This is a genomic window from Bacillus sp. C30 (assembly GCF_040838255.1).
Lineage (GTDB): Bacteria > Bacillota > Bacilli > Bacillales > Bacillaceae_G > Bacillus_A > Bacillus_A mycoides.
The window spans coordinates 14,430-29,371 of sequence record NZ_JBFPJH010000022.1 but is presented as its reverse complement, the minus strand read 5'-3'; the positions used below and the strand labels follow the sequence as shown (position 1 = coordinate 29,371).

The window sequence follows — 14,942 nt, the reverse complement described above, 5'->3', positions numbered from 1 at the left end:
TTCTTTCTGTTCACAAAAGTCAGATAATTGTTTATAATAGGATTAGAAACTTTGAAAAGTTACATAACAGCAGAGACTTTACACCAGATAAAATAAAAACAACATAAAACAATTTTATAATGATATTGTTTTATGTTGTTTTTATCATAAACTCTTCGGAATTCATTTTCCTCACTAACTTGTTGTTCTGAGCGTGAGGATTCGGGGAGACATTCACGCTCATGCTTTCCATGTAAGCAATGGACAATAAGAGGGGAACATCGCAATAAATTTGCATGAACGTGCATTTTGCTTGCCTAAAGAGTGAACGAGCGTTCATAATTTATAAGGGGAGCAAATAGATATAAGGAGCAAGGTTGGGAGAATTTTCAGGAAAAGGAGAGAATGTCATGACTGTTATTCGAGGTTTAGAAGGGGTAGTAGCAACAACATCATCTGTGAGCTCTATTATTGATGATACATTAACTTATGTTGGGTATAATATTGATGATTTAGCTGAGAATGCTACGTTCGAAGAAGTAGTGTACTTATTATGGCACCGCAAGCTTCCTAATGAAAAAGAACTAGCGGAATTTAGTGGAACAGTATCTGAATACTATAAAGTACCAGGTGAGATTTTAACATATTTGAAACAAGTAGATTTAAAAATCGCGCACCCGATGTCGGTTTTACGAACTGCGATTTCCATGCTATCATTATATGATGAGAGCGCTGAAATAATGGATGGAAAGTCTAATTATTTGAAAGCGGTTAAATTACAGGCTCAAGTCGGAACTTTAATTGCGGCTTATGCAAGAATTCGCAAAGGTTTAGATGTTGTTGATCCAAGAAAAGATCTATCATTAGCTGCAAACTTCTTGTACATGTTAAATGATCGTGAGCCAAATGAAGTTGAAATTGAGGCTTTTGATAAGGCACTTGTACTTCATGCCGATCATGAGTTAAACGCTTCTACATTTACTGCACGTGTTTGCGTAGCTACACTTTCAGATGTGTATTCTGGTATTACAGCAGCAATCGGTGCATTAAAAGGTCCTCTTCACGGCGGGGCAAATGAAAATGTAATGAAGATGTTAACTGAAATTGGCGAAGAAGAAAATGTAGAATCATATATTCATAATGCTCTTCAAAATAAAGTGAAAATTATGGGATTTGGTCATCGCGTATATGAGCATGGTGATCCACGCGCGAAACACTTACGCGAAATGTCTAAGAGATTATGCGTGCTTTTAGGAGAAGACAAATGGTATAATATGTCTATCAAAATTGAAGACATTGTAACAAAAGAAAAAGGTCTTCCACCAAATGTTGATTTCTATTCAGCTTCTGTATACCATTGTTTAGGAATTGACCATGACTTATTTACACCTATCTTTGCAATTAGCCGTATGTCAGGCTGGTTAGCTCATATTCTAGAACAATATGAAAACAACCGTTTAATCCGTCCGCGTGCTGATTATGATGGACCGACACATCAAGTGTACGTTCCGCTAGCGCAACGATAAGCGAAAAACACTATTTCGATAGTGAAAATACGCTTTCAAAAGTCTGATTTTTTTGGGAAGATGTAATGATTAGAATATTTAAATTTGACTAACGGTTTGAACTGAGGGGTTATTCCCTCAGTTTCATACATATGAAATTTCAAACATGGGGGTTATCACATTGACGACAGGTGAAAAAATTACTGTAACTAATGGTGTTATGAATGTACCAAACAATCCGATTATTCCATTTATCGAAGGAGATGGAATTGGTCCTGATATTTGGGCTGCAGCATCTCGCGTAATAGAAGCAGCAGTTGAAAAAGCTTATGATGGTGAGAAGAAAATCGTTTGGAAAGAAGTGCTTGCAGGGGAAAAAGCATTCAACCAAACAGGCGAGTGGTTACCAGAAGAGACTTTAAATTTAATTCGTGAATATTTAATCGCAATTAAAGGTCCACTTACAACTCCAGTTGGCGGTGGTATTCGTTCTCTAAACGTAGCGCTTCGTCAAGAATTAGATTTATATGTATGTCTACGTCCAGTTCGTTATTTTGAAGGTGTTCCTTCACCTGTAAAACGTCCGGAAGATACTGATATGGTTATTTTTCGTGAAAATACAGAAGACATTTACGCTGGAATTGAATATGCACAAGGTTCTCCAGAAGCAGAAAAAGTTCTTGCTTTCTTAAAAGAAGCAATGGGTGTTAATAAAATCCGCTTCCCAGAAACATCAGGGATTGGTATTAAACCAATTTCAGAGGAAGGGACAAAGCGTCTTGTTCGCGCTGCAATTCAATATGCAATTAACGAAAAACGCTCTTCTGTTACATTAGTTCATAAAGGAAACATTATGAAATTTACAGAAGGTGCTTTCAAAAACTGGGGTTACGAAGTAGCGGAACAAGAATTCGGCGACAAAGTATTTACTTGGGCTGAATATGATCGTATCGTTGAAAAAGATGGTAAAGATGCAGCGAATAAAGCGATGGCAGACGCAGAAGTGGCTGGGAAAATCATCGTAAAAGATTCTATTGCAGATATCTTCTTACAACAAATTTTAACTCGTCCACGTGAGTTTGATGTTGTTGCAACAATGAACTTAAACGGAGACTACATCTCTGATGCACTTGCTGCACAAGTAGGTGGAATTGGTATTGCACCTGGTGCAAACATTAACTATGTGACTGGACATGCTATCTTTGAAGCTACACATGGTACAGCTCCAAAATATGCAGGTTTAGATAAAGTAAACCCATCTTCAGTTCTTCTTTCAGGTGTATTATTATTAGAGCACTTAGGATGGAACGAAGCTGCGAATTTAGTAACTGATTCAGTTGAGAAAACAATTGAATCAAAAGTAGTAACTTATGATTTCGCGCGCTTAATGGAAGGTGCAACAGAAGTAAAATGTTCTGAGTTTGCTAATGAACTTATTAAAAACATGGATGTAGCGATAATCAAAAACGCATAATTAAAGCGGGGGGTAAATTATGACAATCAAACGCAAGAAAGTTTCAGTCATCGGTGCAGGATTTACAGGAGCAACAACAGCATTCTTATTAGCGCAAAAAGAACTTGCAGATGTTGTATTAGTGGACATTCCACAGCTGGAAAATCCAACAAAAGGGAAAGCGTTAGATATGTTAGAAGCGAGCCCAGTACAAGGTTTTGATGCTAACATTATTGGTACATCTGATTACGCAGATACTGCTGATTCTGACGTTGTCGTTATTACAGCAGGTATTGCGCGTAAGCCTGGTATGAGCCGTGATGACTTAGTAGCAACAAACTCTAAAATTATGAAAAATATTACGCGCGACATTGCAAAACATTCACCAAATGCGATTATTCTTGTATTAACAAATCCAGTTGATGCAATGACATATTCTGTATTTAAAGAAGCAGGATTCCCGAAAGAGCGTGTTATCGGTCAATCGGGCGTATTAGATACAGCTCGTTTCCGTACATTTATTTCACAAGAGTTAAACCTTTCTGTGAAAGACATTACAGGATTTGTTCTTGGTGGACATGGTGACGATATGGTACCTCTTGTACGCTATTCCTATGCAGGTGGCATTCCGTTAGAAACATTAATTCCAAAAGAGCGTTTAGAAGCAATCGTAGAACGTACACGTAAAGGTGGCGGTGAGATTGTAGGCTTATTAGGAAACGGTAGTGCATATTATGCGCCAGCAGCTTCTTTAGTTGAAATGACAGAAGCGATCTTGAAAGATCAACGCCGTGTATTACCAGCTATTGCGTACCTTGAAGGTGAATATGGTTATAGTGACCTTTACTTAGGGGTACCAGTAATTCTAGGTGGTAACGGAATTGAAAAAATTATTGAATTAGAACTTCTTGCAGATGAGAAAGAAGCGTTAGATCGCTCTGTAGAATCTGTACGTAACGTTATGAAAGTTCTTGTGTAATAATTAAATATAAGTGGAAAAAGATTCGGGGCCCCGAATCTTTTTCTACTATATATTGAAATGTTTTTTTGAAATAATATGAAAACGCTATCATTCGGTGTATCCTATAATGAAACTATAGACTTATACTATACATTGCCCTCATCACAGTAAATTTCGGATAAGGTATCGCTTTTAGTAGGATAATAAGGTGAAAAAATCGGAGGGGATTGTAACATGTTAAAGAAAAAAGTTCAAATTGGTCGTAGAATGGATGAAATTACAGTAGGAGAGAAATTATCTATCACTGAAAAAATTGAGGATAAAGATTTGTTATTGTACTTAGGGTTAACGAATGATGCCAATCCATTATATATTCAGCATGATTACGCATCCCAAACTCCGTATGAAAAGCCGATTGTCCCAAGCATTATGCTAACGGGGCTGATTACAACGGCGGTTACGAAATATTTACCAGGTCCAGGTAGTCATATTACTAGGAAGGACCTTACGTTCGTGAAACATGTTCACCATTATGAAACGTTACAAATCCACTTTGAAGTTGTGGCTGTTTCAGAGGAGGAACATACAATTGATATGCTTGTATTTGCTCATGATGAAAAAGGAGAAACTGTTGTAAAAGGTTCATTAACAGTAACACCACCTTTTAAATCTGTTTCCATTATGGAAAAAGCATTAGATAATTTTTAAAATATGAAAATATGAATAGCGCTAGCATACCTTTTATAAGGGGCTAGCGCTATTTTAGTTGAAAAATCCTTCTTTGAACCCCTCAGCAAATTCTGAACAACCTGTTTTAATCGTATCCCAGCTAGGTACGTTAAAAGTAAGGAAACATGTTACTACTAAAGTTAAAATAGGTAGTAATATTCGCATAATAGCCCCCTTTTATCGAATTTATTTATATATTTAAATTAATAATATAATTATTGGTAATTGAAGTCAATTAAGGGGGAGGTTTTTTTAGATGAAGTGGAAAAGAGAAGACGTTATCTTTGAAACGATAAGAGAAGCTGAAGTATGGGCCGATTCAATCGCGAATGAAATGTACGGGAAAGTATTTGATGGATATGAAACACCAGATTATAAAATAGCGTATGCTCTTTCGTTTTTCCTAGCGCAAAATCGAGAGTTTATAGTTCATACGGAAGAAGAGTTTAAAAAAGATAGATTCATCTATAAAGTTTGGATAGCGACCGGATAGAGGGAATGAAGTTACGATTGCTTTTATTTTCCGAAACTCTAGTACAAACGAGCTCCATGAATAGACAATTATATTGAGGGAGACCTTGTTTTCTAGTATGATGAGAATAACGGGGAAAATACTAGGATGAAGAAGGTTTCAAGTCTATAACTTGGAGGAAAAGAATGAACAATCGTATTTTAGTAGTTGATGATGAGGAATTTATCTTAACTTTAATTGAATTTAATTTACAACAAGCTGGGTTTGAAGTTATTACAGCAATGGATGGAGAAATGGCGCTTCAAAAAGCGACTACAGAACGCCCAGATTTAATTATATTAGATTTAATGCTTCCAAAAATGGATGGTATGGAAGTTTGTAAAGAATTACGATTGCAGCGTATTATGACGCCGATTTTAATGTTAACAGCAAAAGATGATGAATTTGATAAGGTGCTAGGTCTTGAGCTTGGGGCTGATGATTATATGACGAAGCCATTTAGTCCAAGGGAAGTTGTTGCTCGTGTGAAGGCGATTTTGCGCCGTACGAAATTACAGCAGGAAGAACAAGTTTCAGAATCGCCAGATGAAGAGAGCATCAAAATTGCAGAGCTTAAAATTTTACCGGAGTTTTATGAAGCGTACTTCCAAGGAAGGAAACTGGAATTAACACCGAAAGAATTTGAGTTACTTGTTTATCTTGCGAAAAATAAAAGTCGTGTATTAACTCGTGACCAATTATTAAGTGCTGTATGGAATTATGATTTTGCCGGTGATACAAGAATTGTTGATGTCCATATTAGCCATTTGCGCGATAAAATTGAACAAAATACGAAAAAACCGACGTACATTAAAACGATACGTGGTTTAGGTTATAAATTAGAGGAGCCAAAAGTGGATGAATAAGTTTCGTTCCAGGCTTCTTTTTACATTTGTTTCTCTTATCGTTTTTATTTTAGTTGGACTAGGTGTATTATTAGAAACTGCATTTGAAAACTACTATATAGATCATGCTAAAGAGAGAATGATAAAAGAGACACAGTATGTTGCGGTATTAGCAGAAGAGCAAGGGTTTGATGCTGTTTTAAAAAAGCCTTATGTATTTGAAAAGTTAGAAGAAAAAATACCAGCTTCTATTATATTTGTTGATGAAAAAAAGAAAGTTCAATATAGCGGAGGGCAACCATCTGCATTTAATCAAGAGATGATTAAAGAACTTTCTTCTGAAGCAGCAAAACAACGAAGTAAAGTGATTACGCAAGAAACAGATCAAAAGAATGAATTTTATCATGCGGTGTTCGTTCAAGATCTAGCAGGAAAACAAGGATATATTTTGGTGAAAAGTACAATTGAGCCATTGAAAGACGTACATCAAAAAACGTGGGGATTATTAATTATAGGATTTGTTATCGCTTGTCTCGTAGTCGTATTTTTAGGTATGAAAATTACGGGGCAATATATTAGGCCGATTGAATCGGTTACGAAAGTTGCCATTGAATTAGCGAAGGGAAATTATAAAGCACGCGCTTATGAAAGTCATTCGGATGAAACAGGGATGCTGAGTAAAGCGATTAATATTTTAGCTCGTAATTTACAAGAGATGACTCTTGAGCAGGAAATGCAACAGGATCGTCTGCATACGTTAATTGAAAATATGGGAAGTGGAATGATTTTAATTGATAGCCGCGGTTATATAAACCTTGTAAACCGTTCTTATAAGGAAACTTTCCACGTAACAGATGAAGAATATTTAGATCGCTTATATTATGAATCGTTTCATCATACAGAAATTATTGAGCTTGTGGAAGAAATCTTTATGACAGAAGTGAAAGTGCGTAAACAAATGTTATTGCCACTTAGTATTGAGCGAAAGCATTTCGAAGTATATGGAGCGCCAATTATTGGGACGAACCATGAGTGGAAAGGGATTGTTCTCGTATTCCATGACATTACTGAGCTGAAGAAATTAGAACAAATGAGAAAAGACTTTTTAGCGAATGTTTCTCATGAACTAAAGACGCCAATTACTTCTATTAAAGGTTTTTCAGAAACGCTCTTGGATGGGGCTATGGATAATAAAAAATTCTGCGAACATTTCTTACATATTATTTTAAAAGAAAGTGAACGCATGCAAGGATTAATTGAAGATTTATTAGACTTGTCAAAGATCGAGCAACAAGGGTTTAAACTAAATATGGGGACCGTTGATATGAAGGAACTTCTTGAAGATATTCATATGGTGCTTGATAATAAAGCGGGAGAAAAAGAAATCTCTTTACAAGTGAATGCATTAAAACGTGTCTCTGTCATTGGGGATCCAGGTCGCTTGAAACAAATCTTTATTAATTTAATTAATAACGCGATTGTATACACACCGGCTGGAGGCGTTGTTTCTGTTGAATTGGCAGAAGATAAATATAATGCTTATATAAAAGTATCTGATACTGGAATTGGTATTAGTAAAGAGGAAATCCCACGTATTTTTGAACGCTTTTACCGAGTGGATAAAGCAAGAAGTAGAAATACGGGTGGAACGGGTCTTGGTTTATCAATTGTAAAACATTTAGTTGAAGCGCATCAAGGTACGATTACGGTGGATAGTGAGGTTGGGGAAGGAACAACATTTACAGTTGTTTTACCAAAATCAGCTACTGAAAAATAGGATGAAGGATATTTACAATATATTAACAATGGCTTAATTAAATATTAATAAAGCTCTGTTAATATAATATATGAAAACCCCTTCATCCAAGGAGTAATTTTGGACGAGAGTAGTTATGCTATTCTCGTTACTTCCCTTTATGCCAATGTAAGTCTGTTTATATATGATAGAAAAAAACCGTTATTTTTCTTCTCTCTATTAGTCATGTTAATATAGAGAGAGGACAGGAACGGTTTTTTTCTGTGGAAAAAATCGTTTCAAATATGTATGGGGAGGTTTGTAGTTTGGAAAAAAAAGTCGTATTAGTAGATGGTAATAATATCGCGTATCGTGCTTTCTTTGCACTACCGCTTTTAAATAACGACAAAGGTATACATACGAACGCAATTTATGGTTTTACAATGATGTTAATGAGGATACTAGAGGAAGAAAAACCGACGCATATGCTTGTGGCGTTTGATGCGGGGAAAACAACATTCCGTCATAAAACGTATAGTGATTACAAGGGAGGGCGTCAAAAGACTCCACCTGAGTTATCAGAGCAATTCCCGTTTATTCGTGAGGCGCTTGATGCATTCAATGTACCGCGTTATGAGCTGGAAAATTATGAAGCGGATGACATTATGGGAACGTTAGCGAAAGAAGCGAGTGAGCAAGGGTTTCATGTTAAAGTTATTTCAGGAGATAAAGATTTACTGCAACTTGTTTCAGATAATACACTCGTATGTATTCCTCGCAAAGGGATTACGGAAGTAGATGAATATACGAAAGAAGCTTTATTTGAGAAATATAGCTTATCACCAAAGCAAATTATCGATATGAAAGGTTTAATGGGAGACCAATCGGATAACATTCCAGGTGTACCAGGTGTTGGTGAGAAGACAGCCATTAAATTATTAACGCAATTTGAAACAGTAGAAGCAGTATATGAAAACTTAGATCAAGTGAGTGGAAAGAAATTAAAAGAAAAGTTAGAAGCGAATAAAGAACAAGCTCTTATGAGTAAAGAACTTGCGACTATTATTACAGACGCACCGATTACTGTGCATGTAGATGATATGGAATATAAAGGGTATGAACCAAGCGATTTGATTCCAATGTTCGAGAATTTAGGATTTACATCCCTTTTAAATAAGTTAGGTGTTACGCCGGAGGAAACGGCTCCAGCTGAATTAGATGATATTACATTTGATATTGTAGAAGAAGTTACAGAAGAAATGCTTCAGCAAGATAGTGCGCTTATTGTTGAAGTGCAAGAAGATAATTATCATAAAGCCGATATTCAAGGTTTTGGTATTCAAAATGAAAATGGTTGTTACTTCATTCCAGCCGATGTTGCTCTTAAATCGGATGCTTTTAAAGAGTGGCTTGCAAATGGAGAAATGAGAAAACATACATTTGATGCGAAGCGTGCTATCGTTGCTCTTAAGTGGAAAGGTGTAGATATTCAAGGGATTGACTTTGATTTATTAATTGCCGCTTATTTACTTGATCCAGCCGATACAGATAAAGATTTCCGTACTGTAGCGAAAATGAAAGAAACGCATGCCGTAAAATCTGACGAAGAAGTTTACGGGAAAGGTGCGAAGCGTGCTGTTCCGGAGCTAGAGGTAGTAGCGGAGCATGTAGCTCGTAAAGTGCATGTATTATATGATGTAAAGCAAACGTTCTTAGAAGAATTAAAAAAGAACGAGCAATATGAATTATTTACGGAATTAGAATTACCACTTGCACGTGTATTAGCTGATATGGAAGTGAAAGGTGTAAAAGTTGATACGGAGCGTCTTCGTAATATGGGAGAAGAACTTGCAGGTAGATTAAAGGAAATGGAACAGGAAATTTATAAGCTTGCGGGAACAGAATTTAATATTAATTCACCGAAGCAACTTGGGGTTATTCTGTTTGAGAATTTAAACTTACCAGTTATTAAAAAGACGAAAACAGGTTATTCTACGTCGGCGGATGTATTAGATAAACTTATGGATCGTCATGAAATTATTCCAAATATTTTACATTACCGTCAATTAGGAAAGCTAAATTCAACTTACATTGAAGGTTTATTGAAAGTTGTACATGAAGATTCATCTAAAATCCATACTCGTTTTAATCAAGTGTTAACGCAAACAGGTCGATTAAGTTCAACAGATCCGAACTTACAAAATATCCCGATTCGCTTAGAAGAAGGAAGAAAGATTCGTCAGGCATTCGTTCCATCAGAAGAAGGATGGATCATGTACGCGGCTGATTATTCACAAATCGAACTTCGTGTGCTTGCTCACATTGCAAATGATCCAGGGTTAGTTGAAGCGTTCCAACATGACATGGATATTCATACGAAAACAGCTATGGATGTATTTGGTGTTGGGAAAGATGAAGTAACATCTAACATGAGACGACAAGCAAAAGCTGTTAACTTTGGAATTGTGTATGGTATTAGTGATTATGGTCTTTCGCAAAACTTAGGAATTACAAGAAAAGCAGCAGCGGAATTTATTGAAAAGTATTTAGAAAGTTTCCCTGGTGTACAAGAATACATGGATGAAATCGTAAAAGATGCGAAACAAAAAGGATATGTGGTTACATTATTAAATCGTCGCCGTTATATTCCGGAAATTACGAGTCGTAATTTCAATTTACGTAGCTTTGCTGAGCGTACAGCTATGAATACACCAATTCAAGGTAGTGCGGCTGATATTATTAAAAAAGCGATGATTATTATGGCAGATCGTCTAGAAGAAGAAGGATTACAAGCGCGTCTTCTTCTGCAAGTACACGATGAATTGATATTTGAAGCACCAAAAGAAGAAATTGAAAAATTAGAGAAGCTTGTACCTGAAGTAATGGAGCATGCAATTGAACTAGCCGTTCCATTGAAAGTTGATTATTCTTACGGTCCAACTTGGTACGATGCGAAATAAGGACGTGATGAAATGCCGGAATTACCAGAGGTTGAAAACGTTAGACGGACGCTTGAAAATCTTGTAACAGGAAAAACGATTGAAGATGTCGTTATTACTTATCCCAAAATAGTAAAACGACCGGATGATGCAGAAATTTTTAAAGAAATGCTAAGAGGCGAGACAATTGAAAATATAAAGCGAAGAGGTAAGTTTTTGCTTTTGTATGTAACGAACTATGTAATTGTTTCACATTTGCGCATGGAAGGTAAGTTTTTACTTCATCAAGAGGATGAGCCGATTGATAAACATACACACGTCTGTTTCTTATTTACAGATGGAACTGAATTACATTATAAAGATGTGAGAAAGTTTGGTACGATGCATCTCTTTAAGAAAGGTGAAGAGTTGAATCAAATGCCTCTTGCTGACTTAGGACCGGAGCCATTTGATGCTGAATTGACACCGCAGTATTTACAAGAAAGATTGCAAAAAACAAATCGTAAAATAAAAGTCGTATTATTAGATCAGCGTCTTTTAGTAGGGCTTGGAAATATATATGTAGATGAAGTGTTATTCCGTTCTCAAATTCACCCAGAACGAGAAGCTGCATCTTTAACAGAAGAAGAAATAGAAAGAATTTACGAGGCGATTGTTACAACGCTGGGCGAAGCTGTTAAGCGAGGCGGAAGTACAATTAGAACGTATATTAATTCACAAGGACAAATTGGTTCGTTCCAGGAACTTCTAAATGTATATGGGAAAAAAGGAGAACCGTGTGTGACTTGCGGTACGCTATTAGAAAAAACAGTTGTTGGCGGAAGGGGAACACATTACTGCCCAATTTGCCAACCTAGAATATAGAAAAGGGATAACATCGGATAGGCATTTGTCATATACATAGAGCAGAGCTATGTATAAGGGAGGAGCTTACCGATGTACCTTTATTTATCTCTTATTTTATTAGCTTTTACATTAAGCTTAGATAGCTGTAGTGTAGGGCTAACATACGGGTTAAGGAGCGTAAGAATTCCACTAAGATCAATTATAATTATCGGGATCTGTTCAGCAGCTGTAATGCTCGTTTCCATGGGAATTGGACATATGATCGCGAAAATATTTTCACCTGTTATCGCAACGCGTATCGGCGGATTTGTTCTTATTGGAATAGGTATTTGGGTATTATATCAATTTTTTCGAAGTGATAAAAAAGAAGAACCGAAGCAAGAGGAGAAGGTTTGGAAACTAGAAATTGCTTCGCTAGGGTTAGTGATTCAAATTTTGCGGAAGCCGACTGTTGCAGATTTTGATAAATCAGGAACTATCTCTGCAGGAGAAGCGCTACTTCTCGGTATCGCTCTTTCTATAGATTCGTTTGGTGCTGGAATTGGTGCATCTTTATTAGGTTATGCACCCGCGATGATGGCGTTATTAGTCGCGGTTATGAGTTCTTTATTTTTATTTATTGGAATGAAGCTCGGTACGATTTTATCAAATATGAAATGGTTACAAAAATTTACATTCCTGCCTGGGGTATTACTCATTATTATTGGAATTTGGAAAATGTAAGTATGGGCGTGGAACATTAGTTTCGCGCCTTTAATATTGTGAGGAGGATTATTATGACAGTAGTAATTGGATTAACAGGAGGCATTGCAAGCGGAAAAAGTACGGTATCAGAAATGTTTCGTGAAATGAGTATACCGGTTATTGATGCAGATATTATTGCGCGAGAAGTTGTAGAACGAGGAAAACCGGCATATAACAAAATTGTAGAGGTGTTCGGAACGGAAGTGTTACAAAAAGATGGAGAGCTTGATCGACCAAAGCTTGGGAGTGTCGTTTTTTATAATGAAGAAAAACGATTGCAGTTAAACGAAATTGTTCATCCTGCGGTGCGTGAAGAAATGAATGCACAAAAGGAGATGTACATAAAAGAAAGTATGCAAGCGGTTGTGTTAGATATCCCTCTTTTGTTTGAAAGTAAATTAACAAATCTCGTTGATCGTGTTTTAGTTGTAGCAGTCACACCGAATACGCAATTGGAACGTTTAATGAAACGAAATAACTTTTCAGAAGAAGAAGCAACGGCTCGTATTCAATCTCAAATGCCATTAGAAGAAAAAGTAAAGAAGGCAGATGAGGTAATTTATAATGATGGCACAATTACTGGAACGAAAACACAATTAGCTTCTATTTTGAAAGAATGGAACATTATTGATTAAAAAATTGTGAAATTAATGAAAATGCTTAGTGACATATCTCCTTTTTGTGTTATACTATTATTGGGATTGGAGATAAATAGTATAACGCATTCAAGGGGGATAACATATTATGACTCGTGTGGCAATTAATGGATTTGGACGTATCGGGAGAATGGTATTTCGTCAAGCAATAAAAGAAAGCGCATTCAAAATTGTAGCAATAAATGCAAGCTATCCATCAGAAGCGTTAGCGCATTTAATTAAATATGATACAGTTCATGGAAAGTTTGACGGAACAGTGGAAGCATTTGAAGATCACTTACTAGTTGATGGGAAAATGATTCGCCTTTTAAACAACCGCGATCCAAAGGAGTTGCCTTGGAAAGATCTAGGTGTTGAAGTTGTAATTGAAGCAACTGGTAAATTTAACTCTAAAGAAAAAGCAATTCTTCATGTTGAAGCTGGAGCGAAAAAAGTTATTTTAACAGCACCTGGTAAAAATGAAGATGTAACAATCGTAGTTGGTGTGAACGAAGACCAATTAGATATCACAAAGCATACTGTTATTTCAAATGCATCTTGTACAACAAACTGTTTAGCGCCTGTTGTAAAGGTGTTAGATGAGCAGTTCGGAATTGAAAACGGTTTAATGACAACTGTTCACGCTTATACAAATGACCAAAAAAATATTGATAACCCACATAAAGATTTAAGAAGAGCGCGTGCTTGCGGACAGTCCATCATTCCAACAACGACGGGTGCTGCAAAAGCGCTAGCAAAAGTTCTTCCGCACTTAAACGGAAAACTTCATGGTATGGCACTTCGTGTACCAACACCAAACGTGTCTCTTGTTGATTTAGTAGTAGACGTAAAACGTGATGTAACAGTTGAAGATATTAATGAAGCATTCAAAACTGTTGCAAACGGTGCGTTAAAAGGAATTGTAGAATTCAGCGAAGAGCCTTTAGTGTCTATCGACTTTAATACAAATACACACTCAGCTATTATTGATGGTTTATCTACAATAGTAATGGGTGATCGTAAAGTGAAAGTGCTTGCTTGGTATGATAACGAGTGGGGCTACTCTCGTCGTGTTGTAGATCTTGTAACGTTAGTTGTTGATGAATTAGCAAAACAAGAAAATGTGCAACATATTTAAGTGAAATAGAGAGAGGGCAAGTAAATATTTGCCCTCTTTTTTTATTTTTTTCTGAAAAGGGAAAAAATTATATGAATATATTTTCAAATAGTGGACATACCAAAAACCATTGGGATTACTGTATTTGTGAATCGATTAATTTTTTAGGGAAAAGTAAAGAGGAAATTATGACAGAAAATCGAAAAAACTGTGGTTGCAAAATGAAAATAAACAAAGTATACTAACACTCGTAAACTTAAGAGCTGAGGTACGTAGTCACTACTTAAAGGGTTAGGACCTCTCTGGACTAACTTTCCCCCGTGGTAGTGGAGCAAGCCAAATTGCAAATTAGTTTTCAATTCGAACAGTTAGAATAAATTTACAAGGGGGAACTGTAGAATGGATACTATGGATACGATGGGTCGTCACGTGATCGCTGAACTTTGGGATTGCGATTTCGACAAGCTTAATGACATGCCGTATATTGAACAATTATTTGTGGATGCAGCACTAAGAGCTGGTGCTGAAGTACGTGAGGTTGCTTTTCATAAATTTGCACCACAAGGTGTAAGTGGAGTAGTAATTATCTCGGAATCACATTTAACAATTCATAGCTTTCCGGAGCACGGTTACGCAAGTATTGATGTTTATACTTGTGGGGATCGTATTGATCCAAATGTTGCTGCAGAATATATTGCAGAAGGTTTAAACGCGAAAACGCGTGAGAGCATCGAGCTTCCTCGAGGCACTGGTAGCTTCGAAATTAAGCAGAGAGAAACAAAAGCTCTTTAAAAAAGAACATAATTGATTTAAAATGTAAAGAGGTGTACAATGCACCTCTTTTTTAGTTTATATAAAATAGGATCACGATATGTAATAACTTAGAGTGGTCATTATAGAAGAATGAGTTATATAATATTGTATATATATTTTCACATGTAGG

14 protein-coding genes are annotated in these 14,942 nt (G+C 36.3%); 13 read left to right on the top strand and 1 reads right to left on the bottom strand.

Features of this window, described 5'->3' with window-relative positions:
- Positions 1 to 356: 356 nt before the first annotated feature.
- The 4 genes from citZ to AB3X49_RS04810 all read left to right on the top strand — a co-directional run bounded on the left by citZ (position 357) and on the right by AB3X49_RS04810 (position 4,606).
- Positions 357 to 1,505, top strand: a complete 1,149-nt coding sequence (gene citZ / locus AB3X49_RS04825) for a citrate synthase (RefSeq protein WP_367960746.1) — start codon at positions 357 to 359, stop codon at positions 1,503 to 1,505.
- Positions 1,506 to 1,665: 160 nt separating this feature from the next.
- Positions 1,666 to 2,958 carry an NADP-dependent isocitrate dehydrogenase gene (gene icd, locus AB3X49_RS04820; RefSeq protein WP_002088934.1) on the top strand — a complete coding sequence of 431 codons (1,293 nt, stop codon included), beginning with the start codon at positions 1,666 to 1,668 and terminating at the stop codon, positions 2,956 to 2,958.
- 19 nt (positions 2,959 to 2,977) lie between these two features.
- Positions 2,978 to 3,916, top strand: coding sequence for a malate dehydrogenase (gene mdh / locus AB3X49_RS04815; RefSeq protein ID WP_367960744.1), 939 nt, complete (start codon positions 2,978 to 2,980; stop codon positions 3,914 to 3,916).
- Positions 3,917 to 4,132: 216 nt separating this feature from the next.
- Positions 4,133 to 4,606 (top strand): MaoC/PaaZ C-terminal domain-containing protein, encoded by a 474-nt coding sequence (locus tag AB3X49_RS04810; protein WP_002015489.1) that lies wholly within the window; start codon positions 4,133 to 4,135, stop codon positions 4,604 to 4,606.
- 54 nt (positions 4,607 to 4,660) lie between these two features.
- On the opposite strand, the gene AB3X49_RS04805 is transcribed toward AB3X49_RS04810, so the two are convergent.
- Complete coding sequence (locus AB3X49_RS04805; RefSeq protein ID WP_002015487.1) at positions 4,661 to 4,792, bottom strand: hypothetical protein; 132 nt, start codon at positions 4,790 to 4,792, stop codon at positions 4,661 to 4,663.
- Between the two features lie 91 nt (positions 4,793 to 4,883).
- Here AB3X49_RS04805 and AB3X49_RS04800 point away from each other — a divergent pair, with 91 nt between their 5' ends.
- The 9 genes from AB3X49_RS04800 (at position 4,884) to speD (ending at position 14,791) form a co-directional block, all read left to right on the top strand.
- A complete protein-coding gene (locus AB3X49_RS04800; RefSeq protein WP_002129357.1) occupies positions 4,884 to 5,120 on the top strand; it encodes a hypothetical protein in 237 nt (78 codons plus the stop codon).
- Between the two features lie 164 nt (positions 5,121 to 5,284).
- On the top strand, positions 5,285 to 6,004 hold the full coding sequence (phoP, locus tag AB3X49_RS04795; protein WP_002015484.1) for a two-component system response regulator PhoP: 720 nt from the start codon (positions 5,285 to 5,287) through the stop codon (positions 6,002 to 6,004).
- Positions 5,997 to 7,760 carry a sensory box histidine kinase PhoR gene (phoR, locus tag AB3X49_RS04790; protein WP_367960741.1) on the top strand — a complete coding sequence of 588 codons (1,764 nt, stop codon included), beginning with the start codon at positions 5,997 to 5,999 and terminating at the stop codon, positions 7,758 to 7,760. Before phoP ends, phoR begins: the two co-directional genes overlap by 8 nt.
- A gap of 284 nt (positions 7,761 to 8,044) precedes the next feature.
- The gene (polA, locus tag AB3X49_RS04785) at positions 8,045 to 10,678 is read left to right on the top strand and encodes a DNA polymerase I (RefSeq protein WP_367960739.1); all 2,634 of its coding nucleotides are present in this window, start codon (positions 8,045 to 8,047) and stop codon (positions 10,676 to 10,678) included.
- A 12-nt stretch (positions 10,679 to 10,690) separates the two neighbouring features.
- Positions 10,691 to 11,521, top strand: coding sequence for a DNA-formamidopyrimidine glycosylase (gene mutM / locus AB3X49_RS04780; RefSeq protein ID WP_367960737.1), 831 nt, complete (start codon positions 10,691 to 10,693; stop codon positions 11,519 to 11,521).
- A 72-nt stretch (positions 11,522 to 11,593) separates the two neighbouring features.
- Positions 11,594 to 12,226, top strand: coding sequence for a sporulation membrane protein YtaF (ytaF, locus tag AB3X49_RS04775; RefSeq protein ID WP_367960735.1), 633 nt, complete (start codon positions 11,594 to 11,596; stop codon positions 12,224 to 12,226).
- Positions 12,227 to 12,279: 53 nt separating this feature from the next.
- Positions 12,280 to 12,882 (top strand): dephospho-CoA kinase, encoded by a 603-nt coding sequence (coaE, locus tag AB3X49_RS04770; RefSeq protein ID WP_002129351.1) that lies wholly within the window; start codon positions 12,280 to 12,282, stop codon positions 12,880 to 12,882.
- Between the two features lie 109 nt (positions 12,883 to 12,991).
- Positions 12,992 to 14,020: a glyceraldehyde-3-phosphate dehydrogenase gene (locus AB3X49_RS04765; RefSeq protein WP_367960732.1), complete on the top strand. Its 1,029-nt coding sequence runs from the start codon at positions 12,992 to 12,994 to the stop codon at positions 14,018 to 14,020.
- A 387-nt stretch (positions 14,021 to 14,407) separates the two neighbouring features.
- On the top strand, positions 14,408 to 14,791 hold the full coding sequence (speD, locus tag AB3X49_RS04760) for an adenosylmethionine decarboxylase (protein ID WP_002003660.1): 384 nt from the start codon (positions 14,408 to 14,410) through the stop codon (positions 14,789 to 14,791).
- Positions 14,792 to 14,942: the final 151 nt, after the last annotated feature.

Bases quoted from the DNA above. Each gene is read 5' to 3' on its own strand.
- coaE (WP_002129351.1), top strand. From the start codon at position 12,280: ATGACAGTAGTAATTGGATTAACAGGAGGCATTGCAAGCGGAAAAAGT.
- AB3X49_RS04800 (WP_002129357.1), top strand. From the start codon at position 4,884: ATGAAGTGGAAAAGAGAAGACGTTATCTTTGAAACGATAAGAGAAGCT.
- ytaF (WP_367960735.1), top strand. From the start codon at position 11,594: ATGTACCTTTATTTATCTCTTATTTTATTAGCTTTTACATTAAGCTTA.
- AB3X49_RS04765 (WP_367960732.1), top strand. From the start codon at position 12,992: ATGACTCGTGTGGCAATTAATGGATTTGGACGTATCGGGAGAATGGTA.
- phoR (WP_367960741.1), top strand. From the start codon at position 5,997: ATGAATAAGTTTCGTTCCAGGCTTCTTTTTACATTTGTTTCTCTTATC.
- AB3X49_RS04805 (WP_002015487.1), bottom strand. From the start codon at position 4,792: ATGCGAATATTACTACCTATTTTAACTTTAGTAGTAACATGTTTCCTT.
- phoP (WP_002015484.1), top strand. From the start codon at position 5,285: ATGAACAATCGTATTTTAGTAGTTGATGATGAGGAATTTATCTTAACT.
- mutM (WP_367960737.1), top strand. From the start codon at position 10,691: ATGCCGGAATTACCAGAGGTTGAAAACGTTAGACGGACGCTTGAAAAT.
- AB3X49_RS04810 (WP_002015489.1), top strand. From the start codon at position 4,133: ATGTTAAAGAAAAAAGTTCAAATTGGTCGTAGAATGGATGAAATTACA.
- mdh (WP_367960744.1), top strand. From the start codon at position 2,978: ATGACAATCAAACGCAAGAAAGTTTCAGTCATCGGTGCAGGATTTACA.
- speD (WP_002003660.1), top strand. From the start codon at position 14,408: ATGGATACGATGGGTCGTCACGTGATCGCTGAACTTTGGGATTGCGAT.